This window comes from Chryseobacterium vietnamense (genome assembly GCF_031454475.1).
Classification (GTDB): Bacteria; Bacteroidota; Bacteroidia; order Flavobacteriales; family Weeksellaceae; genus Chryseobacterium; species Chryseobacterium vietnamense.
Window position 1 is genome coordinate 57,422 of record NZ_JAVDQX010000005.1, and the last position, 26,771, is coordinate 84,192.

The window sequence follows — 26,771 nt, forward strand, 5'->3', positions numbered from 1 at the left end:
TCCGTTCTTTTTTGTTAACCACCCCGTCAAAAAATAAGTTTTTTGCCACCCCTCCGATGGAGGGGAATATGCAGTTGGTAAAGGAATGTTGGTTTATTGTACAAGATTCAGGTCTTGCTGTGACAGGGAAAGTTCTGTGTTAAGATGTTGCTTTTCAAAGAAATTTTTCAATTCAAGAAGTCTTTTCTTAGGATCATAATGGATACTTGAATTCAGTTTTCTCTGACAGAGTGAACATGCTCTTGCGAGGTGATAATCTGTTTCAGTAAGCGTATTGGTTCCATTCATTACACAGTTGGCATTCAGACAATGGCTTATTCCAAACATATGCCCGATCTCATGAGAACTGATCTTTATTAATCTCAGAAAACTCTCATTAAAGTTGGAATCACTTAAATGACCGTTTGCAAATCTATACATTGACGTGACCCCTACACCTTCTTCATAAGAAGCCAGCCCGAAAACATAGTTCCATTCCGGCAGTGGAAAAAGATCTTTCTCTGTAATTCCCATCAGTACTACAGCATCTTTAGGCTTTCTTTTGATCAGAATGCTGTCCAGGACATAACTTGCCAGAATTTGTACCTGTCCTTCCTTTGAAATTCTTTTGATCTTTTCAGGAAATATGGTGTTGGATAAGGGGGGAAGAATCTTTGTTTCCAGCTGGAAATATATTTTTAAATATTCACTGGTGAGGGCTATTTCTCTTTTCTGAAGTTCATCAAATTTTCCGATTGGCTGCAGATAGATGGTATTCTTTCCAGACTCTGGTTTTATCTTTTTTGATTTCTGAAAATCTTCATAGGTCTGGAAATGTTCATCATGATTAGAGCGCCAGCTTCCGGGCTTGGGGGAAGAAAGCTTTATGTCATTCAGTGCAATAGATTCATAGTAGGTTTTCTTCTGTTTCTGACATGAGAAAAGAAGGATTAATAAGGATACATAAAAAAGTACAGAAGTAAAGTTATATTTTCCCCGGCTCATAAAAGAATAACAGTTTCTTTTTAGCACCGTCGAATTCTGACCAGGATTCACAGTCTACTTCAAAACCTGCAACTCCGCAAGTCGGAAAATGGAAAATATCCTCAGAAATAGAATTGGCAAAATTGGAAATTCCATTATTGTGAGAAAAGAATGCAACAGAATTAAGATTGTCATCCAGATCATAAATTACAGATTCAAAGCTTCTTTCCGATGGATTATAAAGTTTTTCATCAGTAGCACAGTTCAGCTGATAGGCCTGATTGAAAATTTTACAGGTATTCAGTGCACGCACCGCGGGGCTGGACACAAAATGATCAATGGAAATATTATTACTTTTCAGGAACCTGGACATGTGCATAGCATCCTCCAAACCTTTGTCTGCCAATGGTCTGTCAAAGTCCTCCGTTTCCTCCGGCCAGTCGCTTTTTGCATGTCTAACGAGGATGAGTTTCTTCATATAATTGTTTTTTGGAAGATTAAAATTATAAAAAAAATAATGGAATAAAACATGATTTATATAAAAAAACTGCGTTATGAATAAAATCAGTAAATTTTACTAAATTTGCAAACTTATGGGACAAATCCTTGCAATAGACTACGGAAAGGCTCGTTGTGGTATCGCTGCAACCGATGATATGCAGATTATAGCCAGTGGACTGGAGACTGTAGAGAACCGTCTTTTAATGGAATTTTTGAAAAAATATTTCAGTGAAAATAAGGTGGATGAAGTAGTAATTGGGCTTCCCATAGATTTGAGAGGAAATATTTCAGAAGTGGAAACCGATATTTTAAAATTCATAGAAGAATTTAAAAAAGAATTTTCGGATATTGCAGTTCACCGTTTTGATGAAAGATTTACTTCCAAAATGGCTTCGTTTTTTATTTCCCAAAGTGGAAAAAACAAGAAAAAGAGGCAGGAAAAAGGACTAATAGATAAAGTAAGTGCAACAATTATATTGCAGAATTTTTTAGAACAAAGATTAAGATGATATTACCGATAAGAGCTTTTGGGGATCCTGTTTTGAGAAAAGTAGGGAAAGATATAGACAAAGACTATCCCGAATTACAGGAACTGATAGATAACATGTTCGAAACCATGTACAGCGCAAATGGCATAGGTCTTGCAGCGCCACAGATTGGTTTGGACATCCGTCTGTTCGTAATAGATGTAACGCCTCTTGCAGAAGATGAGGATTATGAAGATATTAAAGATGAGCTGGCAGAGTTTAAAAAAGTATTCATCAACGCTCAGATTCTCGAAGAATCAGGGGAAGAATGGAAGTTCAATGAGGGCTGTCTTTCTATTCCTGATGTAAGAGAAGATGTAAAAAGAAAAGGAACAATCGTTATTGAATATTATGACGAAAATTTTGTGAAACATACAGAAACTTTTTCCGATATTAGAGCCCGCGTAATTCAGCATGAATATGACCATATTGAAGGAGTTCTTTTTACCGATCACCTTAGTGCTCTGAAGAAGAAACTGGTAAAAGGTAAGCTGACTAAAATATCTCAGGGTGATGTGAACATCGGTTACAAAATGAGATTTCCAAAGTAATTTAAAATAAGGATTAAAAATAATAAAAAGCAAAAAGCTAGTGCTGATTGCAGAATTTACAAAAAATAAAATTATGCTGTTAGAAAAAATAATTTCAATTTCTGGAAAACCAGGACTTTTCAAATTAGTTTCTCAATTAAGAAACGGATTCATCATTGAAGATGTTACCAACAAGAAAAAAGTAAGCATTGGAAACTCAAGCCAGGTAAGTTTATTGGACAATATTGCGATGTTTACATTCGAGAAAGAAGTTCCTTTGTTTGAAGTATTTGAAAATATTGCTAAAAACAACGATTATAAAGAAACGATTTCTCACAAATCGTCTGATGCAGATTTAAAAGAATTCATGTTAACATCTCTTCCTAATTATGATACAGAAAGAGTATATGCTTCTGATATCAAGAAATTAGCTCAGTGGTACAACATCCTTCAAAAAGCAGGATATATTACTCCTGAAAGCTTTGTGAAAGCTGAGCCTGAAACTTTAGAAGGAGAGCCTGCAACAGAAGAAGTAAGCATTGAAAAAGAAGCTAAAAAAGCGGCTCCAAAAGCAGAAAAGCCAGCTGCTCCAAAAGTAAAAGCTACTTCAGCTGCAAAATCAGCTCCTAAGAGTACCCACAGAAAACAAGGATAATTCAGTTCTGAATTAAAAATATAAAGCCTTGTCTGGAATGTCCGGACAAGGCTTTTTGTTTTTTGAGAAAAAAGATAATTGCACGCTAATATTCCAAACCTAACAGGTTTCGAAAACCTGTTAGGTTTAGACCTCTCATCTGTCCTGAATTCTGCACTTCGCAACTTTTACTTCCAACGTTTGTAATGATGCCTGAATAACCCTTACATTTGTATAAGATTGAATTTCCCCTTATTTATGAATACGAAACAAGAGAAACTGGAAGCCTTCGGAAGGTTATTGGATATTATGGATGATTTGCGTGAAAAATGTCCATGGGATCAGAAGCAGACGTTGGAATCCCTTCGTCATCTTACCCTTGAGGAAACCTATGAACTTTCAGATGCTATTTTGCAGAATGATTTACAGGAAATAAAAAAAGAACTGGGCGACGTCCTGCTTCATCTTGTTTTTTATGCTAAAATAGGTTCCGAAAAAGAAAGTTTTGACATTGCTGATGTTATCAATTCCTTGAATGAAAAATTAATTTTCCGCCATCCTCACATCTATGGAGATGTAGAAGTGAAAGATGAAGAAGAAGTGAAGCAGAACTGGGAAAAATTAAAACTAAAAGAAGGAAACAATTCTATTTTGGGAGGAGTTCCTAAAAGCCTGCCGAGTCTGGTAAAAGCCTACCGAATTCAGGATAAAGTGAAGGGAATAGGTTTTGAGTTTCATGATGCAGAAGATGCATGGAAAAAGGTAGATGAAGAGATTCAGGAGTTCCATGCTGAGACTGATCTGGATAAAAAAGAACAGGAGTTGGGTGATGTTTTTTTCTCTTTGATTAACTATGCAAGAATTTCAGGTATTAACCCGGATTCTGCGTTGGAAAGAACCAATCTTAAGTTTATTTCAAGATTTCAAAAGATGGAAGGACTTGCCGAGGAACAGGAGTTGAAACTGGCAGATATGTCTCTGGAAGAAATGGATGTTCTTTGGGAAAAGGCAAAAAAGCTTTTATAATTTCTGATTGGAACAATTAATGCTTCTTACATTCAATTAAAAAAAATAAAAAATAAATATGTTACGTTTTCTTATTTTACCCGCTTTGCTTTTATTGAGCTGTAATCCAAAAGCTCAGAATTCCCCAACTCAAGAAGATGAATTAAAAGTTCAGTTTTCCTTACCTAAAAAATTGAAGGAAGTTTCCGGAATTGCTTTGTCACAGGATAAGAAAACAATCTGGGCGATTGAGGACAGGGGAAATAAAAATGCGATATACGGGCTGAGTGATAAAGGTGATATGCTGGCAAAAATACTGGTAGAAAATGCTGAAAATACAGACTGGGAAGATATTATATCTGATCCTCAGGGAAATATATATATCGGAGATTTTGGGAATAATGATAATAACAGGCAGGATCTGGCGATCTTAAAAACAGATCTGAAAGACAGCAAACAAATTGTTACCAAAGTTGTACAGACTACAAAATTCCATTATCAGGGGCAGACGGAGTTTCCACCTAAAAAATCAAACCTGTTGTACGATTGTGAGGCTTTTGTAGAAATGGACGGAAATTTTTATTTATTCACTAAAAACAGAAGCAAAGGTTTTGACGGAACTTTCCTTGTATTCCAGGTACCTAATAAAGAAGGTGATTTTGAAGCTAAATTAATAGGAACACTGAAACTTCAGGGTGGGTATAATGATGCTGCCATTACTTCAGCCACCATCAACAGTACGAAGGATAAGATTGTACTGCTGACTCATAAAAATGTTCACGTTCTTACCGGATTTACCGCTAATGACTTTAATTCTGCTAAAATTCAGAAAATTCCACTGAATCATAATTCACAAAAAGAAGCTATTGTTTTTCTTGATGATAAAACAGTAATGATTGCCGATGAGAAAGGAAAAAATGAAGGTGGAAATATGTATACTTTTTCTTTAAAGTAAACCTTAAAATAAAAAGAAGAGGTATCACAACTAAATGACGGAGAGTAAAAATCATCTATGAGTGTACAATAAAACTTTATAAAAAGGCCGTTTTCACAATTTGTGAAACGGCCTCTTTTGAATATATGAATGTTATTGAAAGGATTGATGTTTTTTTTGTATTGTTTACTGAGTAAGATAGGAGATACTGATATTCCCTTTTGATAATCTGAAGTCCTGGGTGTATCCACATCTTAGCCTGAATGTCTCTCCGGCAGCAAAGGGCTGGATACCCGTTAACTGATGATATACATATGTTGTTCTTTCTCCGTGTCCTGTTGATACTGCTGAAACTAAGTTTTGAGTATCAGCCTCTTTCTGAAGTTGTGACGTTGCTGTTCCTGCTGTTTCATTAGTTCCGTTAAGGTTTAAGTCATAGGTGAAATAGGTTGCTATATTATAGAATCCGGTCCTGTTTACTGTAAATATCCCGGTGTTTGCATCATAGGAAATAAAATTATTATCTATTTTGTTAACCATATTATAAATGAAATTTTGAGCCAGGTTTTCAAAAGTTCCGGTTACGTGAGTTCCTGTATAGCTGCCGGTAGCTGGTGATATATTACCCTTGTTGCCCACAAAGACTACTTTGAAAAAATTTTGAGATTCTATAGTTCTCCAGGTAGGAGCTGTACCTGGCCCATTGGAACTTAAAAATTCACCGTCTTTACCTGCGGTACCCTGTACATTTTCAGAACCTCCTACGTTCAGTTCTTTTACCACCTGCAGTGAGCCGTTGACGTGCAGTGTTCTCTGTGGAGTAGATGTCTGGACTCCGATTTGTGCATAAGCAAATATTGACATAGCAAATAATGCTACACTTAATAGTTTTCTTTTCATCTTAAAAATGTGTTTTGTTGGGACAAATGTATGGATTATTATAAAACGAAAAAAAATCAACAATAGATGATTAATTTTATTATTGTGGTTTATTTTTATATAATTTGCTTTTTGCGTGTTTTATTTAAATTAATTTGCTGAATTTTTTGAATTAATTTAAATTCATTTTTCTTGTTCTTTATGATTTTTTTTAAATTATAGAAGAATTTCTATGATGATGTAAAAACTATAGTTTTTAGCAAGGATTATTATTGTGATAACAAGTGTTGCTGACTTCTTTACCTAATATAAAGGAACTCAATCTGTAATTTTATTATACAGTAAAAACCACAGAATAAGTCTGTGGTCTTTGAATATATGAATGGTTGAAGTGATTGACGTTTGTCTTGTTTATGGAGTAAGATAAGAGATATGAATATTTCCACCCGATAATCTGAAATCCTGGGTATAACGGCAGCGTATTCTGAAGGTTTCTCCCGTGTTGAAAAAATTAATGGAGGAAAGATTATGATTCAAGCCTGTTGTGCGCTCGCCATGTCCTGTGGATATACCTGCAAGTGTCGTGAGAGTAGGGGAAACTTTTTGGATATAGGAATTGGCCGTTCCTGCAGTTTGTCCTGATGGATTTAAATTAAGATCATAGGTTGCATAAGGAACGATATTGTAAAACCCCGGCTTTACTACCGTGAAAAGCCCTGTGGTAGAATTGTAAGTTAAATAAGCCGTATCGATCTTATTACTCACATTGAAAACATAGGTTTGTGAATAACTTTCATGAGTATTAACCGGTGTAGAATGGGTTCCTGTGTAGCTTCCGCTTGCAGGGCTGATGTTCGTTTTATTTCCCACATACACTACCTTTAAGAAGTTTTCAGACTCTATAGTTTTCCATACCGGCGCAATGCCCTCTCCATTTGACATTAAAACCTCTCCTTTGTTTCCGGAATTTCCTTTTGTTTTGTCGTCCCCACCTACATTCAGATCCTTAACTACCTGAAGTGTACCGTTCACATGCAAAGTATTTTGGGGTGTGGGTGTTTTAATCCCTACTTGTGCACTTAACTGTATGAACATGACAAATAATGCCATATACAATAGCTTTTTTTTCATCATTTGTTGATTTTTTATTGGCACAAATATAAAATGTTTTTTAAATGTCTGTTTTTTAAGGAATTGATAAACATATTGAACTATGTCTGGCTTTGACTTATATAGCTGAAAATATGGCTCTTATTTAAAAGCCATATTTATTTTATCTGTAAAAAATGTGAGTTGAAAATTTGAATTATTAAATTTTATTAAAATTGATTTTTTTTTAATATTTAAATTTAAGTAGTGTAAATTACTGTTAAATAGTGTTTTATGTTTATTCTGTAATTACGGTATACGTTCCCGGAATTAGAATTAATTTCCTTCTTTTCTATGAAACAGGTTAAAATTTCATTCCCACTCCGGCAGAAATTCTTCCACCATCTGAACCATAGAAATAATTCAACCTTGCAGACATCATTTCCACAATACTCAGCCATACTCCTGCGCCGGCAGACTGATGCCATTTTCTGGAATTTTCACTGTCGTTCCATACACGGCCGATATCATATCCGATAAGAATTCCCATGTTGGCAGGCACAATATTATTTCTTACCCGTCCAAAATCCCATCGTATTTCTGAGTTATTGGTCAGGTATGATCTTCCTGAGAATCTTTCGTTTCTGAAAGCTCTCATTCCATTATTACCTCCGATAGCCGCTGCCTGATAGAATTCGAAATTATTATTATTGATCCACATCACATTGCTGGAATTGGCGAATACAAATTTACCTTTTTTATCAATCCTGTGGTCGATGGCAAGTTTTCCTTTTACCGTTACGAAGTTTTTATTAAAATCGGAAAGGGTTGCTTTCCAGTCTGCATTAAGCATGAATTCCAGTCCAAGAGTAGGGAAGGCAGCATTATCTGCATTTTTATAGCCAAAGGTATAATTGGCTCCTACAAACTGCTGGCTGTTGAATACACCAGGTCTCACATCCGGTGACTGGTTGATGAAGCGGTCAGCTTTTCGCTGTACTTTATTATCTTCAAAAGTCAATTGAAACTGGTGGCTGAGGTTCATCCAACTCTTCTGAGAGATGGAAGGCGCAAAGTTGAATTTGGAAATTCTGGCTCTGTTGTATTCTCTTTCCGTATCCTCTTTATCATACTCACTTTCATTGGAAAGCCCAAAGAAGTTTTGAGAGAATCTCGGCGTTGTATAAAATGCATCAAGATTGATATCCCAACCGGAGATGGCTTTTTTAAATACCCCCTTGTACGTAAGGCTAAATCCTGCGGTAGCCGTATAAAAATTAGCTTTTAAGCTGTGTCTTTGAGTAAATGGATCGCGGATAAAATTATTCACGGTATAATTGGCCAGAACCCCTACAATCACCCCATCATCCGGGTTATAATCCAGGTTTGGATATCCGGCAACAGAATTATATTTAGGGTGCTTATAATTATAGCTGTTGATATCATAATCATCCGTAATATTCCTCGTTGCATTTCCGGAATTGTATGTGTTTTTCTGAGATTTGAAATCATAGATCTTTACCTTTCTTCCGTCAGCAACGTTATAGGTATCATGATTATATCCACCAATCAGCCTTATCGTCATTTTAGGGTTTCCGCTTCCGGTAACTACATAAGTGTCATCATCTTCCAATCCATAGATCCACAATTCTTTTGTTTTCGAATCCTGATAAGTTTTTTCAAAAACAAGTTCATTCTGATCTTTATTCTTACCCAGATCATATTGCTGTACAAGTACGGAATGTCCGTTTTTGGTAATGACAAATTTATCAGGATGTATCGTTCCTGCAAGAGGTACTTTTCTCTGCAGTACATCATAATACTGAGCAGCATAGGTCTGTAATTTTGTCTTTCTTATTTTCAGTTTTCTCTGGATTTCATCGATGGTCTCATCCTGCACTTCTTTCGGAAGGTTATGAAAAGCTTCATCAATATCCGCATCAGTCAGATGTTCCTGAATATATTTTGCCTGGGTTTCCCACTCATTCTGGTCTGCACCTTTTAAGAACACAAGATCCATCGGGTAAGGTTCCATGGCAAGCCATTTTACACTGCTGATGTCTTCTGTAAAGGTTTTCATGTGGCGGATGGCCGGAACATTCATAATAATTTTAAAGGCTGCGCCGTCATATTTACTGAATGCCTGATCCCTGTCTTTAGGAATAGGTTTATAGATTACTTTATCACCGGCTTCATATTCTGCCCATTTCCATTGGTCGGAATGTCTGTCCCAGTCACCGATAAGCATATCAAATAATCTTGCCCTGATATAAGATTCCCTGTCCACAGAATATTTACTGCTTTTGCTGAGGTTTTTTAATACATCATCGGTAGAAACAATATCTTTTGCATTATCGAGAGAAGCCAATGTCTTTGGATCTGATGAAAAACGTTCTTCAATCATATACATTTCATCTCCATAGTTTTCGTTATATCTTCCCAAAGCCTGCTGTTTAGGAATATAATACAGTTTTGGGTTGCTATGGAAAATACCCAGTTTTTCCGACATATTTCCAATCGTAAATGGAGTAAATGGATGATTGGTAGTATAAAAATCCAGCAGGAATTTTTCAGGATAGGTGTCTGCAAGTTCTTCTCCCAATGTACTTTTCTGAAAAGCCATATTGTTTAAGAAGCGGATTGCACTTTTTTTCACCCCACGCATTACAAATTCCTGTCCGTCTGCAGATTTCAATCGAAGGCTGTTGGATTGGTTTCCTCCTCCTTCTCTGAAAGGAATATATCCACCGTTTAATTCTGAAAGATTAGCTGTTGGGGCTTCAATGGGAATTCCGTAATATCTTCTGTAATGATCTCCCCAAAGCCAGCGGTAAAACTTTCTTTTTTCGGTAAGCTGCACCGGGTAAATGGTTGAAGAGAATGTTGCAGGAAAAGAATTGGGAAAATTATTGACGAATACATCCGGTTTGGAAATTACGGATATATGAGTCAGTTTTTGAAGTTGAGCATCTTTGGTAGAAAAATACTCCACATCTGTACTTTCATCTTTTCTGAAATTTAAAACTGCGAAACCACTGCCTCCGTAGGAAAAGTCTGTTGTTTCTACAATGGTGGACGGATCTGTTTTTGAGCCTGCACCACTAATGATTTGCCTTAAGTTTCCATCTTCGTGATACTGTAGATTATGGTCATGACCCGATACGAAAATAATATTCTCCTTATCCTGAACAATACTTTTCAGCCGGTTGGCCATGTCAGCATAATGTTGATTATTGATATCTTCAGGGCTCGCTCCTGAGGAACTTCTTAGTATATTGATGACACTTGCTACTACAGGAACAGGAACTTTACTCTTTAGAGGAAAGAGATGGGATTTTGCAGAATTAAAACCTGCATGGGTTCCACTGCTGATGATAGGATGATGTAAAGCTATAATTATTTTTTTACCCTGATTTTTAATGATAAGATCTTTGAACTCCGTAAAAAAATCTTCGCGGGTTTTGATATTACAGTTTTTGTTGATTCCCGGATAATTATCCCAGTTGGCAATCACCCATTCTGTATCGATGGCGATAAGCTTGATATCTTTAGAAACATTGATATCATCAATAGGACAGCCATTTTTAGGAAGGAAAGCTTTTTTATCATCAAGATATTTTTTTACCAGCCCTTCCTGGGTATTTAATCCTTCCAATCCATTATACCAATCGTGATTTCCTGGAATTACTAATGTTTTTCCTTTGAAATTTTTGGTAATGGAAAGCTGGTTTTCCAGTTTTTGCTTTGCGAGGGAGTAATCTTTGTCTGTTTCTTCAGGCATCCCATTGGGATAGATATTATCTCCCAGAAAGATCAGCATCGAATTACTATCCGCAGAATCCAGCTTGCTTTTCAGTAAATTCAATGTTTTTTGGGCCTGAGGTTCATCTGAGTTTCCTGCATCTCCAATCAGAAAGAGTTTGAAATCATTTTCAGATTTTATTTCGGAATCTTTTACTTCAAATAAGTTTTTGCCCTTTTGTACGTTATAGGTAGCACAGGAATAAAGGACTCCTGCGGACATTACTGTTCTAAGAACAATAGAAGTATTTTTTAGATGAGTTTTAAAGGATAAATTCATAAATTTACATTAACAAAATTTCAGGGATGAGCATTTTACAAAAAGCTAAAAATTATGTTGAAATCTTATTCAAAGATAAGTTATCTTCGGTATATTTTTATCATAATTTTATCCATACTGCCTATACAGTTAATAAGGCTGAGGAAATCATGAAAAATACTCCTGTTTCTGAAGAGGATCAGGAGAAGGTACTCGTTGCATTATGGTTTCATGATACAGGGTATATAGAATGTGCTCTGAACCATGAGGAAAGGAGTGTAGAGGTGATGAAAGCCTTTTTACACCAGGAAAACTATCCTGAAAACTATATTGCAGACGTTGAAAAACTGATTCTGGCCACGAAAATACAGTACGAACCTCAGAATTTACTGGAAAAAATTGTAAAAGATGCAGACTTCAGTCATTTTGCAGGCCATGATTATAGTGATATTTCCGATGCTTTAAGAAAAGAATGGGAACTGACGAATGTAAGATGCTTTTCCAATGAGGAATGGAATGCCGGAAATCTGGATATGCTGAAAAACAAGCATACCTTTTATACAGATTATGCCAAAGAAAACTGGGAACCTTTGAAAAAGAAAAACATCAAAAAGATCGAAAAGAAGCTGGAAAAAGAAGAAGAAAAAAAAGAAAACAAAAAGGAGGCTTCCGAAGTTAAAAAAGAAAAAGAAAAATCGGACAGAAGTGTAGATACTTTATTCAGAGTAACGCTGAATAATCATACAAGATTGAGCGATATTGCAGACAGTAAAGCCAATATTCTTTTATCTGTAAATGCCATTATTATTTCAGTGTGTCTTTCTGTACTGGTTCCGAAGCTGGATGCGCCTAAAAATTCGCATCTGATTCTTCCAAGTTTTATATTATTGCTGTCTAGCGTACTGACGATCATATTTGCGATTCTGTCTACAAAACCGAATGTCACAAAATCAACATTTACTTCTGAGGATATTGTCAACAGAAAAGTAAACCTGCTGTTCTTTGGAAACTTTCAGCAGATGTTGTTTGACGATTATAACAATGCCATGAAAGACCTTATTAAAGACAGGGATTACATCTATGATTCCATGGTGAAAGATTTATACTATCTGGGAAAAGTTCTTAACAGGAAGTACAAGCTTTTATCCATTACCTATAAGATCTTTATGGCCGGAATTATTATTTCCGTTTTATCTTTTGGGGTGGCCTTTCTTAGTCTTTAATTAAAATATACACAAATGATAGTCCGACAGCGTACGAATTGGCTGAAAATGTTATTTATATGGAGAGGTTCCGTATTAAAGAAAATTGTTGTTCAGCTTTCCATTATCACGCTGTTTTCTCTGGCTATCTATTTTTTCAAAGGGAAAATATTTGATTATAAAGTGCATCTTAATCCTACCATTTTTACACTGATAGGACTTGCACTTGCCATATTTATGGGTTTCTGTAATTCTGCAAGTTATGACCGCTTCTGGGAAGGCAGGAAACTTTGGGGATTACTTGTGATCGAAACCAGATCCCTGACGAGACAGATCCTATCCTTAGTGAATGATTCTTCTCCCGAGGCTAAAAAGGAAAAAGAGCAAATTATTAAACTGATTTCTGCATTTTCCTGGTCTCTGAACTTTCAGCTAAGAGATAAAACAGGGACAGAACATCTTGAAAGGCTGCTTTCTCCCGAACACCTGGAACAGGTGAAGAACAAGAAATTTATTCCCAGTATTATTCTTGGGTTTATTGCAGACTGGCTCAATGAACAAAATAAAAAAGGAAATATAGATACTATCGTCATGACTTCGATGGATCATCAGCTGAATCAATTTTCTAATATTTCCGGAGGCTGTGAGAGAATTTACAATACACCGTTACCCTTTGCTTACAGTGTTTTGCTGCATCGTACCGTATACCTGTACTGTTTCTGGCTTCCTTTCGGACTGGTAGATTCATTAGGATGGATGATGCCTCTGATTGTTTTATTAATCAGCTATACCTTTATTGCTCTTGACGCTATTATTCAGGAGATTGGAGAACCTTTTGGTGAAGAGGAAAATGACCTTGCCCTGAATAGTATCTGCCGTACCATTGAGTTTTCTATTTTTGAACAGGCAGGAATTCCACAAGGGGAGTTGAAGAAACCGGATACTTATTTTGTGGATTAAAGATATTTACTACTCTTGAGGAAGTGTAAAAGAAACTCTCAGTGCCAGCAATCCTGTAATACCCTGAAGATCCTCTACTCTTAAAAATTCTATATCATTTTGTAAAACTCCTTTCTTCTGGAGTTTGGAAATATAATCTAAGTATTCCTTCTGGTTTTCCATGCCGAAATAGACAATGGTAATTTTTCCGGGAGCCGTAATGCGTTCTGAAGAATCTTTCACGTGGGCTTTATCCAGACGTTTTTTGATAATCTCGTAATACGAATTGTATGCGCCGTCTACATCAAACCGTTTTTCATCCATTCTGAAACGGATGTCTATTTTTTCATTATATACAAAGATCAGTGAAGCAATATCCAGTTGTACAGGAAGATATTTTTTGAACGACTGAAATTCAAGTTCCATTTTACAGATCGTTTTCAGCTGCCAGTATCTCAGTTTATGAACTACTTTCGAAGTATAATGCAGCTCAGGAGCGATAGAGGAACCACTGTACAGATTGTGTTCCACACCATCAGATTTAAATCTTTCATAATAATGCGGGAAAATCTCCTGTGCCTTCACCTGGCTTTCGTCCAGCATATCTGCCAGTTTTCGGTTGACTAATGTGATAGAATCATCAAGGTTTTTCCTGTGGTGATAAAACAGATCCGTAGAAGTAAAGATGTGTGAAAAATAGTCTTTGATTTTCGTTTTTATTTCTCTCGAAGTTCTTACTTCCAGTTTTCCCTGTAAAAAAGGATGAATTTCTTCCCTTAATAACCTCTGGAAACGCTGTTCCGTATCTGCTTTGATTTCATTGTTGATTTCATTTTCAAAGACATCCAGTGCCAGTACAAATTTTTCGGAATCGGAATTGGTGAGTATCAGAATTTCATTCAGCCATTCAATCTGCTGGTTGAGATCCTGCAGCATCAGATTGAAACGTTTTTCCGAAGAGGAACGGATGTCTGAAACCCCAAATAGCGGAGTAAGATTTTTAAATGCAATCTGTTTTAAAGTATATATTTTTCTTCCGAGTGATGCGGTAAAATATTTTTCAGCTTCATTTCTGAATTTCCAGACCACACTGTCGTGGATCGTTGTATATTCACGCTGAATAATGGCTTCTATCTGATAGTTTTTCTCAAAGTAAAATCTGTTCAGAGAAAAAAGAACCATATCAGTGAAAAACTCCAGTTTTTTTAGCTTTAAACCATTGAAGCTTCCGGCAATAGGAGAGGTGAATTCCATAATTGCAAGAAGTTCGCCGTCCTTCATAATGGGAATTACCATGAAACTATTGACATTGTTGTCCTTTAAAATACTGAAGGAAGGAAGCAGCTTGACATTCTCGTCCAGGTTGTTGACATTGGAAACAACAACAGGCTTTGAATTATGATTTAAATTATTAAAGGTGCTTTTACGTGTCTCTTCATCAAATGCATTGATCCAGAAATCCAGGATATGATTCGTGAGAAGACTTTCATATATCGGAAGTTTATCCAGTTTCTGTTCCTTTTTGTTAAACGTCATCAACCCGAAGTTGAGTTCAGGAACATCAAAATAGGATTTGAAAATTTCAGTAAGATTTTCGTTGGGATTCATATTTTCCGGATCAATTTCAATCATGCTTGATTTCAGATCGGAAAGGGCTACTTCAGAGGTACAGTCTACCAGTGAAATAATGGTGAATCCTTTCAATATCCAGGATTGGGATGGGAAATATTTCTTCCACATTTTAAAGTCATCCAGGTTTTCCAGCAACATATCCAGAACATCATCGGACGGAATTTTGGCCTCTTCTGTGGGAGTAATTTCCGTAAAATCTGAATTGACCGTAATTTTATAATGCTTCATGATTCCCTGCTTATTGGGAATATCATAATAAAATGGGATCGTACTTTTAATATCTTTTTTGAAATAGCTCTGAAGAATCAGACAACAGCAGAATACATAAAATTCATTATCTGAAATATTTCTGAGTTCTATTTCGAAGTCTTTTCCGGCATCTTTCAGAATATCTTTAAACCTTTCGGTATAGTTGAAGGTAATGTTGGAAAGCGGAATGCTTGCTGCCTTTATTTCATTTCTGGTAAGGCCAGTCGGGAAAAGATCGGCAAGAAGCAGTCTGATGAGGTCTTCATATTTTTCAAGAAGGGTTGTGTCCTGAAAACCTTCTCTGAGTTCTTTAAAATTTCTTGTGCTTTCGATTAAAGACTCTGCATAATTGACCCTGTATTCCAGTCTGTCGTTATACCGGATATGTTCCAGAACATCCAAATATTTTTTGAATGATATATAAACCTGAAAGGGAGAGTCTTTTTTATAGAGATTAGCCAAGAGCTGAAAAATTTAGAGTAAAGTTATGAAAAAAGCGGAATATTAATAGGAGTATAATTTATTTTATTGTACATAATTTACTTGTACTTCGGGAAACTATATAAGATATTTTGTCATTATTTGTTGTTTTTTTGGAAAGGGGGATGGCAGGATTAATGAATAATAAATTTTATGAATTTTATTTCAAATATGATCAAAAAAAGCACAACTGAAAAGTTGTGCTTTTTATATCTTAACATTCAGATTTTACAATCCGAACATTCTTGCAAACATATCCGGGAAAACTCCAAGGATGATGATCAAAACAATAACAATTACTGCAATGATGTTATAAGTAAGGGTTACTTTTTCTGATGATTTGAATGTTGATTCTTTAAAGAAGAACATGGCAATGATCAGTCTTAAATAGTAAGCGATAGATAGAGCAGAACCTAATACAGCTACCAATACTAGGAAAGCAGCACCATTCATAGCCTGGGAGAACAAAGCAAATTTCCCCATGAAACCAGCTGTTAACGGAACTCCTGCCATTGAAAGCATAGAGATCGTTGCTGCTGTTGCTAATAAAGGTTCACTTTTTGCCAATCCTTTGAACGCTCCGAAAGAAGTTTCTCTTTTTAATTTCTCTACCCAGATCAGACACATGAAAACTCCTACTGTAGATAAAGAATAAGCAAACAAATAGAAGGCAAGGTTATAAGTAGAAAGGCTTGTCATTCCGAAGAATACCAATCCGATATATCCTGCGTGGGAAACTGAAGAGTATGCCAACATTCTTTTTGCATTTGTCTGAGCAAGACCCATAACGTTTGCCAAAAGTAAAGTAATGATTAAGAATACTCCTAAAACATTGATCCATTCGTGAGTAACTCCAGTGAAACCAAGCGTCATCAATCTGAATAGCGCAAAGAATCCGGAGATCTTTACAACACTCGCCATGAAAGCTGTGATCAATGAAGGAGAACCTGCATATACATCAGGGCTCCACATGTGGAAAGGTGCTAAAGCTACCTTGAATGCCAATGCACAAAGAATCAGTAATACTCCTAAGATGAACATTACATTCCCTGAATTAGCTACCCCGAAATCATGGATTTTGTATAAATCAAAACTTCCTGCACTTCCGTAGATGAATGCAATACCGAACAGTAAGAAACCTGTTGCAAATGCACCCATAAGGAAATACTTAATTGAAGCTTCATTGGATCTCAAATCAGTTTTGTTGGCTCCAGCCATTACATATAATGGAATAGAAAGGATTTCAACTCCTAAGAACATCGTTACCAGATTCTGGTATCCGAAAAGGATGATCCCTCCACATAATGCAAATAGCATCAATGCATATAATTCTGACTGGTGGCTTCTGTGATTGCTGAAAGCAAAACCACCAAGGAAGAATAACAATAAAGTTGTTACGATTGATATTTTAGTGAATAATGCGGTATTGTCACTGTACTCATACATATGCTTGTAATGGTCGAAGAACGAACATTCCGGCATAAAACTTACATACAATGCAATGATTAATCCCAAAATCCCAATGTATCTTGCGAATTTTCCTTGTTCAAAAACTCCTGAAAATAACGCAATAACTGCCGTTAGGAAAACAATAATTAAAACACTCATTTCTTAAAATATCAAATTAACTTACCATTGATTGGTAGATAAACTTCACCGAACTACTCACCATGTCGATTACCGGTTGTGGGAAAATACCCAGTAAGATCACAAAAACCGCTAAACTTGCCAATACAGAAAATTCTACACCTGATAAATCTTTTGCTGTACTTAAAACGGCTTCATCACCTTCTCCGAACATTGCTTTTCCGTAGAATCTCAATAAATACACAGCACAAAGAATTACCGTAAGACCAGCAATTACTGCTGCTGTTCCGTTAAAATCATAAACTGATTTCAACAAAATAAATTCCCCGATGAATCCATTGGTTAATGGAACTCCCATTGAACCTAATATAATGATCAAGAACAATACTGCAAACTTAGGCGCTACTTTAGCTAAACCACCCATTTGTCTGATGTCTCTTGATTTGAATCTCTTGTATAAAATATCACAACAGTAGAATAATCCCACTACGTTGATACCGTGAGCAAAAGTCTGTACCAAAGCTCCTTCAGCTCCTTCTACATTGAAAGTTCCTCTCAAAGTAACTACTGCAGAAGCAAAGATCCCAGCTACCATCAATCCTACGTGAGAGAAAGATGAATAGGCAATGATTCTCTTCATATCCGTCTGGATAATAGCAATCAAAGCACCGTGAACAATTCCTACAATAGCAAGAATAATTACAATCTGTCCGGAAATTCCGGCAATCGGAAGCGGAGTGATTGGTAATAAATAACGCATTACACCGTATACTGCCATCTTCAGCATGATCCCTGATAATAACATGGATCCCTGAGTAGGAGAGTAGGTATAAGTATCAGGCTGCCATGTATGGAAAGGGAATACCGGTAATTTCACCGCAAAAGCAAAGAAAATAAACCAGAATACCACAGTCTGCTGTACCTCGTTAAGCTGAGCATTATATAGATCTGTTAAAGCGAATGATGCAGAGTGGTTGTACACATAGATCAATCCGGCTAACATAAATAATGATCCCACGAATGTATATACGAAGAATTTCGTCGTAAACTCAAACCTTTTATTCTCTTGTCCCCAAAGTCCGGCAATGAACCAAATTGGAATCAAAGTTACTTCCCAGAAAATGTAGAATAACAATCCGTCTAAAGAAGTGAACACTCCTATAAGACCGAACTGCATCAACAGAATCAATCCGTAGAATGTATTTCTGTAGTTTACATTTTCGTTGAAAGATGATAAAATAATGATTGGAGCCAGAATATTGGTCAATAATAAAAGAAGCATGCTCATCCCATCGATACCGAAGTGAAGAGAGCTCTTCATAAATTGTGACCATGGATAATTGATCTCATGCTGCAATACGCTGTCTACTGTCGGAGTAAAATCAAAATCCGATAGTATATAGAACGTAAGAAGCATTTGTACCAATGCGATTCCAAGCGCCAAATATTTGCTGGAATTATTCTTCCAGGCAAAAACTAATCCCGAACCTACTAGAGGTAATAGTAATAATGTTAATAACAAACAAGACATTATTATTGTAATAAAAAGTTAACAATTAATATAATTCCCACCGCTAAAGACATGATAAGGATATATGTCTCTACATTTCCGTTCTGTACACGCTTCATAGCTTTTCCGCTGTCTTCAGCACCATCACCTACAAAGTTTACAAAACGGTCTAAGATACCCTTATCAAACATTTTTCCTCCGCGTCCTAATCCTTCAACAGTTTTTACAATCAATGCGTTGTAAAGTTCGTCAACGTATAATTTCTTAGCAGAAAGCTTTTCCCATCCGGTGTAACTTTCCTCTGCAACAGCCATCTTTTTCTTACTTACATAAGTATTTCTAACGATGAACCATACAGTGAAAAACATCAATACTGTAGCTGCTAATAATATCATTTCAGTATTGAAAGGTACTCCTGAAAGAGTAGCTTCCATCTGGCTGTAGCTTTGTTCTGTAAGAACCGGCTTTAACCATTCCATCAGTTTGGCATAGTGGCCGTGACCGATGAAGTGTGGCAGGTTGATAAAACCACCGATTACAGAAAGAATTGCCAATACGATCAATGGTAATGTCATATTGGAAGGGCTTTCATGTAAATGGTGTTTCTGTTCTTCAGTACCTCTGAATTCTCCATGGAATGTAAGGTAGTATAATCTGAACATATAAGTTGCAGTCATTGCCGCTAAAACAAATAAGATGACCCAGTAAATCGGGTTTTTAGCGAAAGCTGCTACTAAAATTTCGTCTTTGGAGATCATCCCTGATAATAAAGGGAAACCTGAGATGGCTAATGTTCCGATAAGGAATGTAGCGTGGGTAAGAGGAATATATTTTTTAAGACCTCCCATGAAACGCATATCCTGCTCGTTGCTCATAGCATGGATTACAGAACCTGCACCTAAGAATAACAAAGCCTTAAAGAATGCATGCGTCATTACGTGGAACATTGCTGTTGTATAAGCTCCAAGACCTAAAGCGATGAACATAAATCCAAGCTGTGAAACTGTAGAGTATGCCAATACTTTTTTGATATCGTTCTGACGTAGTGCGTAGAATCCAGCTAAAGCAGCTGTTAAGAATCCGATGAATAAAATTCCTCCCTGTACTGTAGGGGCTAAAGTAAATAAGAAGTTAGATCTTACTACTAAATAGATACCTGCAGTTACCATCGTTGCCGCGTGGATCAACGCTGATACAGGAGTTGGTCCCGCCATCGCATCCGGTAACCATGTATATAATGGAACCTGAGCAGATTTACCGGTAGCACCGATGAATAAACTCGCTGTGATAAAGATAATCACTGTTCCGTCTAATTCAAATTTTGAAGCGTTTTCTGCTACAGAAAGATAATCTACAGCATTGGTCTGAGAAGCGATCATGAAGATACCGATCAATAACGCAAGGTCACCAATTCTGTTCATGATGAAAGCTTTTCTTGCCGCTTTACCGTATTCTTCGTTGGTATACCAGAATCCGATCAACAGGTAAGAACAAAGACCTACACCTTCCCATCCGATAAACAGGATAAGGTAGTTGCTTCCCATTACCAGAAGTAACATCGAGAAGATGAAAAGATTCAGATAAGTAAAGAACTTATAGAACCCTTTGTCATGACTCATATATCCGATAGAGTATAAGTGGATCAGTGAACCGATACCCGTAATGATCATCACCATCATTAAAGAAAGCTGATCAATCTGGAATCCAAAATTGATTTGAACTCCGTTTACTCTAAACCATTCAAAAGCTTTTACAATAACAGGCTGGCTCTCAGAATTGAAATTCATGAAAATACTTACAGCAATACAGAAAGATCCGAAAACCATAGCTGTAGCCAAAGATCCTACCAATATTTTGGGAAGATTTTTTCCGAATAGCCCGTTAATAAGAAACCCTAAAAGTGGTAAAAGTACTATTGCATATACTAGATTCTCCATTCTTATCCTCTTAATTTATTAAATATACTTACATCTACAGAACGGGTGTTTCTATATAGCATCGCAATAATTGCCAAACCTACCGCTACTTCAGCAGCAGCTACCACCATAATGAAGAAAACTAAAAGTTGTCCGTCGCCGTTGCCTTTATACGCTGAAAAAGCTGCCAATAAAAGGTTTACAGAATTCAGCATAAGCTCTACACAGCCCAGAATCACAATAGCATTTTTTCTAAGCAATACTCCCATTACTCCCAGACAGAACAATACTGATGAAAGAATGATGAAGTAGTCCAAAGGGATGCTTTGTATAAATGTATTTACTTCTCCCATAATTTTATAAATCTTTTTTACCGATTAATACCGCGCCTACAATACCTGCCAGAATAAGGATGGAAGCAAGCTCAAACGGTAAAACATATTCATTAAACAAAAGTCTACCCAGATTTTTGGTAAGACCAACACCTCTGTCTACATTTTCAACAACAATGTGGTTTTCTCTTACACCTCTGAAAACGCCTAATACTCCTACTAAAAGAATACCTGCAGTAAAAACTCCAACAAATTTTAAAGTATTGTTCTTCTTACTTTCGTCTCCTTTATTAAGGTTAAGCATCATTAAGATATAAAGGAAAAGTACCATGATGGCACCTGCGTACACTATAATCTGGATAATTGCAAGGAACTGTGCATTGAGAAGAATGTACATTCCGGCAATTGAAAACATCGTAACAATTAATGACAAAATAGCATAGAGAGGATTTCTTGCAAATACAAAATACACTGCACTTGCCACTGCTAAAAACGCCACCAAGAAAAATAAAAACTGATCCATTATTTTACCGCATTTTTTTGTTTCTCGGATTGTCTTGTCGTGATATCAATCCTTTCATTTATTTTTTCAACTAATTTATCTTTCCCATAAATGAAAGAACCTCTGTTGGTTTCCACATCTACCAATCTGTCGGTAAGATAGATCGCAGACTTAGGACAGGCCTCTTCACACATACCACAGAAAATACATCTTAGCATATTGATTTCATATACTGAAGCGTATTTCTCTTCTCTGTAAAGACCTCTTTCCTCTTTAGTTCTTTCAGCAGCCGTCATCGTAATGGCTTCTGCAGGACAAGCTACCGCACAAAGTCCACAAGCTGTACATCTTTCTCTGCCTTCCTCGTCTCTTTTCAAAACGTGCTGACCTCTCCAGATAGTGGTTCTTGGTTTCTGTACTTCCGGATACGAATATACTGCGGGAGCACCCTTTATCACGGTTCTTACAGCATGCTTAAATGTAATCCCCATTCCTGTAAAGATGGCAGGAAGGTAGATTTTTTCAGCAAGGGTCATTTCTTTATTGGAAACAACTTTTGATCTGTTTGTAAGTTTCATTTAATTATAGATATTAGATGTTAGACACCAGATTTTAGACTAATCTTGTCTGTTATCTTAATTTTTAATATTCAATATTCACACAAACCTAACAGGTTTTTAAAACCTGTTAGGTTTAGATAATTTAATTTCCAAACGCTAAAATTACAGCTCCTGTAATTAATAGGTTTACCAATGCCATTGGGATTAAAGTTTTCCATCCCAAGTGCATTAACTGGTCATATCTGAATCTCGGAAGGGTCCATCTGATCCACATAAAGATCAGAATTCCGATGACAGTCTTCGTTAAGAATGCTACGATACTCAAAATCCCCGCAGCATTTTCACCCCAGTTCTGAGTTACCCATTCAATACCAGGATAGTTGTATCCTCCGAAGAAAAGAACTACCATGAATGCATTGGAAATAAACATGTTCACGTATTCCCCGAACATATATAAACCTAATTTCATGGAAGAGTATTCTGTAGAATATCCTGTTACCAATTCAGATTCACACTCAGGTAAATCGAACGGGTGTCTGTTGGTCTCTGCCAAAGCGGCTACAAAGAAAACAAGGAAAGCAATCGGCTGGTAGAAAATATTCCAGTTCAGCCCAGAAACCCAAGGAATAACTCCCCATAATTTTCCGGTTGTCTGGCTTTCAGTGATTTCCTTCAGATCCAAACTTCCTGACATCATAATGATAGAAAGAAGTGCTAATCCCATCGCCAATTCATAAGAAATCATCTGAGAAGAAGCACGGATAGCACCTAGTAATGAATATTTGTTGTTCGAAGCCCAACCTCCGATCATAATTCCGTAAACTCCGATGGAAGCCATACCGATGATGAAAAGTACACCAACATCAATATTTGCTACCTGAAGATCAAAAGAAGTACCTGCAATATTTAAACTTTTACCCCAAGGAATCACAGCGCCTGTAATCAATGAAATAAACATTACCAAAGCCGGCCCCAATACGAAAAGAAATCTTTCTGCATTGGCAGGTGTAAAGTCTTCTTTAAAGAAGAATTTTCCACCATCAGCAAGAGGCTGCAGTAATCCGAAAGGTCCTGCTCTGTTAGGACCAATTCTATCCTGCATGATAGAGGCTACTTTTCTTTCTGCCCAGGTAGAGTAGGCTGCAATCGTCAAGGATAGCAGGAAAAGTGCTAGTACAAGTATTAGTTTAAATGTAAGTAAATCCATTTTTTATTTTAAATGTTTGAAGATGGGAGCTGGAAGCTGGAAGTGTATTACGTCTTGCCATCAACTCTTCATCACATTACCAAATTTTTTTTTTATATTTTAAAACAGCTAAAGTTAAAACTGAAATTTAGGGTATTTATTAAACTCCCAGCTTCCAGCTTCCTAACTTTGAACTATTCTATTTTTCGTCTTTTTCACTGATTTCTTTAGCCATTGGATTGTCTAAAACTCTTAGCTCATCTTTAGGCTTTTCGTAGTGGTTCAATGAAATTACAGAATGTCTGTCGATGTGTCTAGGACCTTCGATGTTCCAGTCTGATAATGCTTTTCTTTCGAAACGACATGTATCACAGATGAATTCTTCTACTTCACCCCACTGGTCTTTTCTTGCCGTTACTCTTACAATTTCATCTCCTTTAAACCATACTACAGCTTTTCCGGAACATTTATCACATTTACAAGTTGCATTCATCGGTTTTGTAAACCAAACTCTGCTTGCAAAACGAGCTGTTCTGTCTGTTAATGCTCCTACAGGACACACATCGATAACGTTTCCGATGAAGTCATTGTCTAAAGCTTTATTTAAATAGGTTGAAATTTCAGCGTGATCTCCTCTGAAAAGGATACCGTGTTCTCTTGTTTCTGTAAGCTGGTTAGCTGTCAGTACGCATCTTGCGCAAAGAATACAACGGTTCATATTTAATTTGATGTTCGGTCCAAGATCATCAGCTTCGTAAGTATTTCTTTCGAATTCTGTTCTTGTGTTTTCCACACCATGCTCATATCCTAAGTCCTGAAGATGACATTCTCCTGCCTGGTCACAGATAGGGCAGTCCAGCGGATGATTTACCAAAAGGAATTCGGTAACCGCTTTTCTTCCTTCCTGAGCTTTCTCAGAAGTAAGATTTTTTACTTCCATACCGTCCATTACATTAGTTCTGCAGCTTGCTACTAATTTTGGCATAGGACGAGGATCTGCTTCAGATCCTTTAGAAACTTCTACCAGACAAGTTCTACATCTTCCTCCACTGGTTTCCAACTTGCTGTAGTAGCACATTGCAGGAGGTACAGATTTACCACCGATTTGTCTTGCAGCTTCCAGAATAGAAGTACCAGGCAAAACTTCAGTAGTCTGTCCGTCTATAGTTATTTTGAATTTTTTAACTTCTTCGCTCATATGACATGCTTTAAGCTTTATGCGTTAAGCAATAGGCTTTGTTATTTATATTTCTTAGTATTAAATGTATATCCAATTCCTCCCAGAACCTGTCCGAAAACAAAATCCTGGCGTGCTTTGTCCGGCTTGTTATTCAACGTGGTTTTGATGTCCCACATATTGATATATCCTGCTTTTCCTTCTAATCTCAGCATCCAATTTTTCCAGAATACGAGGTTAAGACTGGATCTGATATCAGTTCCCATACCTGCAACGTGAAAACGGTCACTTCTTTCATTACCAAAAAGTTTTACATTACTTTTCGGAAACATAAACCCGATTCCGGCTCCATAAGACCACACTAAATCTATATTTTTCTTATGAACAAGATTTTTGTATTTCTCAAGACCTAAGTTTTCATAATTAAGTCCGTCTGTATGTTCAAAAGTAAGGAACTTCTCATCTGCAAGATTAACCTGCCCGTTCTGAACCATTGCTGCATATTCAGGATCTGAAATATGACCTTTGAAACCTACAGTCTGGTTCTGATCCATTACATATTTCATGTGGTCGATCCCTAATACCAATGCTAAATTATCTTTAATAAAATATCCTATTCTGAAATTATACTGTGTTACAGTAAACCAGCTTGGATCAAAATAGACAATTCCAAATTTTGTAGGTCTGTCCTGCGCGGTTACATTATTCAATTGAAAATCGTATCCGTTTCCGGTAAAATGGATGTCAGAATTACTATAAGCGGCTCTGTTCCAACCATAAAATACGAAAACCTGACCTTTTTTGCTTAATGGTAAAGGCTTTTCCTTTCTTTCAGCTTTAATCTGCTGTTTCTCACTCACTAAATATGACAAATCCTCTTCAACAGATCTGTTATAATTTGCAGTATCAGTTTTTTTATTCTGTGCAAATACAAAATTCGACATCATTAAGCCGACCACCAATAATTTTTTCATCTTTTACCTATGCGTTCTTTTCAACAGCCGGGATAGGATCTGCATAATGTGCCAATCCATAATTTTGTGTCTGAGACAACTCTGGGTTTTTTACGTGCCACTCAAATTCATCTCTGAAGTGACGGATCGCTGCTGCAACCGGCCAAGCTGCTGCATCACCCAACGGACAAATTGTATTTCCTTCGATTTTTCTCTGGATGTCCCAAAGTAGATCGATATCTTCCATTTTTCCTTCTCCTTTTTCGATTTTCTTTAAAATCTTGTACATCCATCCTGTTCCTTCACGGCAAGGAGTACATTGTCCACAGCTTTCGTGGTTGTAGAATCTTGCCAAAGTCATAGTATGATCTACAATACACTGGTCTTCATCCAAAACGATGAAACCTCCTGAACCCATCATGGTTCCGGTAGCAAAACCACCGTCTGCCAATGATTCGTAGTTCATATATCTTGGCTCACCGTTTACGGTTCTCAGCAATAGATTTGCGGGAACAATCGGAACGGAACTTCCTCCAGGAATACAAGCCTTTAATCTTTTACCATCTTTAATACCACCGCAATATTCATCAGAATAGATAAACTCTTCTACAGTGATCGTCATATCGATTTCGTATACACCCGGTTTGTTGATGTTTCCACAAGCAGAAATTAATTTCGTTCCTGTAGATCTTCCAACACCTATTTTAGCATATTCAGCACCTGTAATATCAATGATTGGAACAATTGCCGCAATAGATTCAACGTTGTTTACCACCGTTGGTCTTTCCCAAAGACCTTTTACAGCCGGGAATGGCGGTTTTAATCTCGGGTTACCTCTTTTTCCTTCAAGGGATTCAAGCAATGCCGTTTCTTCACCGCAGATATATGCTCCACCACCTCTCTGTACATAGATTTCAAGATCGAAACCGGTTCCTAAAATGTTTTTACCTAAAAATCCTGCTGCTTTAGCTTCTTCAATAGCTTCTTCAAGGATATCTGGAATCCATGAGTATTCTCCACGGATGTAGATATAAGAAGTATTGGAGCCTAAACAGTAAGAAGAAATTAGCATTCCCTCGATCAATAAATGAGGAAGGAACTCCATCAGATATCTGTCCTTGAACGTTCCGGGCTCAGATTCATCTGCATTCACAACAAGGTGTCTTGGAACGCCTTCCGGCTTTGCCAGAAAGCTCCATTTCATTCCTGTTGGGAATCCAGCTCCACCACGACCTCTTAGTCCTGAAGCTTTTACTTCTTCAAGAATTTCGTCAGGAGTCATTTTCAAGGCTTTTTCAGCAGCAGTGTACCCCCCTTGTTTGCGGTAGGTTTCAAAGTAGCGAATACCTTCTATATGTGCGTCTTTAAGTAAAAGTTTTTTACTCATTGTTATTTGCTTATTGCAATTGGCTTTTGGCTTCTTG

Annotated in this window: 23 protein-coding genes; 7 read left to right on the plus strand and 16 right to left on the minus strand. The window is 36.8% G+C overall.

Annotated elements, in window-relative coordinates; genetic code table 11:
• Positions 1 to 93: 93 nt before the first annotated feature.
• Both J2786_RS18680 and J2786_RS18685 read right to left on the minus strand, forming a co-directional pair.
• Positions 94 to 984 carry an archaemetzincin gene (locus J2786_RS18680; protein WP_047428445.1) on the minus strand — a complete coding sequence of 297 codons (891 nt, stop codon included), beginning with the start codon at positions 982 to 984 and terminating at the stop codon, positions 94 to 96.
• Positions 965 to 1,441, minus strand: a complete 477-nt coding sequence (locus J2786_RS18685; protein ID WP_047428442.1) for a SixA phosphatase family protein — start codon at positions 1,439 to 1,441, stop codon at positions 965 to 967. Before J2786_RS18685 ends, J2786_RS18680 begins: the two co-directional genes overlap by 20 nt.
• 115 nt (positions 1,442 to 1,556) lie before the next feature.
• Between J2786_RS18685 and ruvX the strand changes: the two genes are divergently transcribed.
• From ruvX to J2786_RS18710, 5 genes are all read left to right on the plus strand, one after another.
• Positions 1,557 to 1,973: a Holliday junction resolvase RuvX gene (gene ruvX, locus J2786_RS18690; RefSeq protein ID WP_047428440.1), complete on the plus strand. Its 417-nt coding sequence runs from the start codon at positions 1,557 to 1,559 to the stop codon at positions 1,971 to 1,973.
• Positions 1,970 to 2,542 carry a peptide deformylase gene (def, locus tag J2786_RS18695; protein WP_034693378.1) on the plus strand — a complete coding sequence of 191 codons (573 nt, stop codon included), beginning with the start codon at positions 1,970 to 1,972 and terminating at the stop codon, positions 2,540 to 2,542. The genes ruvX and def overlap by 4 nt, the downstream gene beginning before the upstream one ends.
• A gap of 73 nt (positions 2,543 to 2,615) precedes the next feature.
• Entirely contained in the window at positions 2,616 to 3,176 is a 561-nt protein-coding gene (locus J2786_RS18700) for a DUF5606 family protein (protein WP_047428671.1), read from the plus strand.
• 237 nt (positions 3,177 to 3,413) lie between these two features.
• Positions 3,414 to 4,181, plus strand: a complete 768-nt coding sequence (gene mazG / locus J2786_RS18705; RefSeq protein ID WP_047428438.1) for a nucleoside triphosphate pyrophosphohydrolase — start codon at positions 3,414 to 3,416, stop codon at positions 4,179 to 4,181.
• Between the two features lie 58 nt (positions 4,182 to 4,239).
• Positions 4,240 to 5,115: a YjiK family protein gene (locus J2786_RS18710; RefSeq protein WP_047428435.1), complete on the plus strand. Its 876-nt coding sequence runs from the start codon at positions 4,240 to 4,242 to the stop codon at positions 5,113 to 5,115.
• Positions 5,116 to 5,280: 165 nt separating this feature from the next.
• Here J2786_RS18710 and J2786_RS18715 read toward each other — a convergent pair whose 3' ends face one another.
• The 3 genes from J2786_RS18715 to J2786_RS18725 all read right to left on the minus strand — a co-directional run bounded on the left by J2786_RS18715 (position 5,281) and on the right by J2786_RS18725 (position 11,143).
• Positions 5,281 to 5,994, minus strand: a complete 714-nt coding sequence (locus tag J2786_RS18715) for a hypothetical protein (protein WP_047428431.1) — start codon at positions 5,992 to 5,994, stop codon at positions 5,281 to 5,283.
• Positions 5,995 to 6,384: 390 nt separating this feature from the next.
• The gene (locus J2786_RS18720; RefSeq protein WP_142018567.1) at positions 6,385 to 7,107 is read right to left on the minus strand and encodes a hypothetical protein; all 723 of its coding nucleotides are present in this window, start codon (positions 7,105 to 7,107) and stop codon (positions 6,385 to 6,387) included.
• A 319-nt stretch (positions 7,108 to 7,426) separates the two neighbouring features.
• Complete coding sequence (locus J2786_RS18725; protein ID WP_047428425.1) at positions 7,427 to 11,143, minus strand: metallophosphoesterase; 3,717 nt, start codon at positions 11,141 to 11,143, stop codon at positions 7,427 to 7,429.
• 26 nt (positions 11,144 to 11,169) lie between these two features.
• On the opposite strand from J2786_RS18725, the gene J2786_RS18730 reads away from it, so the two are divergent.
• A complete protein-coding gene (locus tag J2786_RS18730; protein WP_047428422.1) occupies positions 11,170 to 12,345 on the plus strand; it encodes a Pycsar system effector family protein in 1,176 nt (391 codons plus the stop codon).
• Positions 12,346 to 12,360: 15 nt separating this feature from the next.
• Positions 12,361 to 13,284, plus strand: coding sequence for a bestrophin family protein (locus J2786_RS18735; protein ID WP_047428419.1), 924 nt, complete (start codon positions 12,361 to 12,363; stop codon positions 13,282 to 13,284).
• Positions 13,285 to 13,293: 9 nt separating this feature from the next.
• Here J2786_RS18735 and J2786_RS18740 read toward each other — a convergent pair whose 3' ends face one another.
• The 11 genes from J2786_RS18740 to nuoF form a co-directional block, all read right to left on the minus strand.
• Positions 13,294 to 15,606 (minus strand): GAF domain-containing protein, encoded by a 2,313-nt coding sequence (locus J2786_RS18740; RefSeq protein ID WP_047428416.1) that lies wholly within the window; start codon positions 15,604 to 15,606, stop codon positions 13,294 to 13,296.
• A 246-nt stretch (positions 15,607 to 15,852) separates the two neighbouring features.
• A complete protein-coding gene (locus J2786_RS18745) occupies positions 15,853 to 17,232 on the minus strand; it encodes an NADH-quinone oxidoreductase subunit N (protein ID WP_047428413.1) in 1,380 nt (459 codons plus the stop codon).
• A 16-nt stretch (positions 17,233 to 17,248) separates the two neighbouring features.
• Positions 17,249 to 18,742 (minus strand): complex I subunit 4 family protein, encoded by a 1,494-nt coding sequence (locus J2786_RS18750; RefSeq protein ID WP_310026313.1) that lies wholly within the window; start codon positions 18,740 to 18,742, stop codon positions 17,249 to 17,251.
• A 2-nt stretch (positions 18,743 to 18,744) separates the two neighbouring features.
• Complete coding sequence (nuoL, locus tag J2786_RS18755) at positions 18,745 to 20,658, minus strand: NADH-quinone oxidoreductase subunit L (RefSeq protein ID WP_047428407.1); 1,914 nt, start codon at positions 20,656 to 20,658, stop codon at positions 18,745 to 18,747.
• Positions 20,659 to 20,660: 2 nt separating this feature from the next.
• Complete coding sequence (gene nuoK, locus J2786_RS18760) at positions 20,661 to 20,990, minus strand: NADH-quinone oxidoreductase subunit NuoK (RefSeq protein ID WP_002983557.1); 330 nt, start codon at positions 20,988 to 20,990, stop codon at positions 20,661 to 20,663.
• A 4-nt stretch (positions 20,991 to 20,994) separates the two neighbouring features.
• A complete protein-coding gene (locus J2786_RS18765) occupies positions 20,995 to 21,492 on the minus strand; it encodes an NADH-quinone oxidoreductase subunit J family protein (protein ID WP_047428404.1) in 498 nt (165 codons plus the stop codon).
• On the minus strand, positions 21,492 to 22,049 hold the full coding sequence (locus J2786_RS18770; protein ID WP_034693420.1) for a NuoI/complex I 23 kDa subunit family protein: 558 nt from the start codon (positions 22,047 to 22,049) through the stop codon (positions 21,492 to 21,494). The genes J2786_RS18765 and J2786_RS18770 overlap by 1 nt, the downstream gene beginning before the upstream one ends.
• A gap of 124 nt (positions 22,050 to 22,173) precedes the next feature.
• Positions 22,174 to 23,238, minus strand: a complete 1,065-nt coding sequence (nuoH, locus tag J2786_RS18775; protein ID WP_047428401.1) for an NADH-quinone oxidoreductase subunit NuoH — start codon at positions 23,236 to 23,238, stop codon at positions 22,174 to 22,176.
• Between the two features lie 178 nt (positions 23,239 to 23,416).
• Positions 23,417 to 24,415, minus strand: a complete 999-nt coding sequence (locus tag J2786_RS18780; RefSeq protein ID WP_034693425.1) for an NADH-quinone oxidoreductase subunit G — start codon at positions 24,413 to 24,415, stop codon at positions 23,417 to 23,419.
• A gap of 41 nt (positions 24,416 to 24,456) precedes the next feature.
• Positions 24,457 to 25,368, minus strand: coding sequence for a hypothetical protein (locus J2786_RS18785; RefSeq protein WP_156121355.1), 912 nt, complete (start codon positions 25,366 to 25,368; stop codon positions 24,457 to 24,459).
• A gap of 7 nt (positions 25,369 to 25,375) precedes the next feature.
• On the minus strand, positions 25,376 to 26,734 hold the full coding sequence (nuoF, locus tag J2786_RS18790) for an NADH-quinone oxidoreductase subunit NuoF (protein WP_045492881.1): 1,359 nt from the start codon (positions 26,732 to 26,734) through the stop codon (positions 25,376 to 25,378).
• Positions 26,735 to 26,771: the final 37 nt, after the last annotated feature.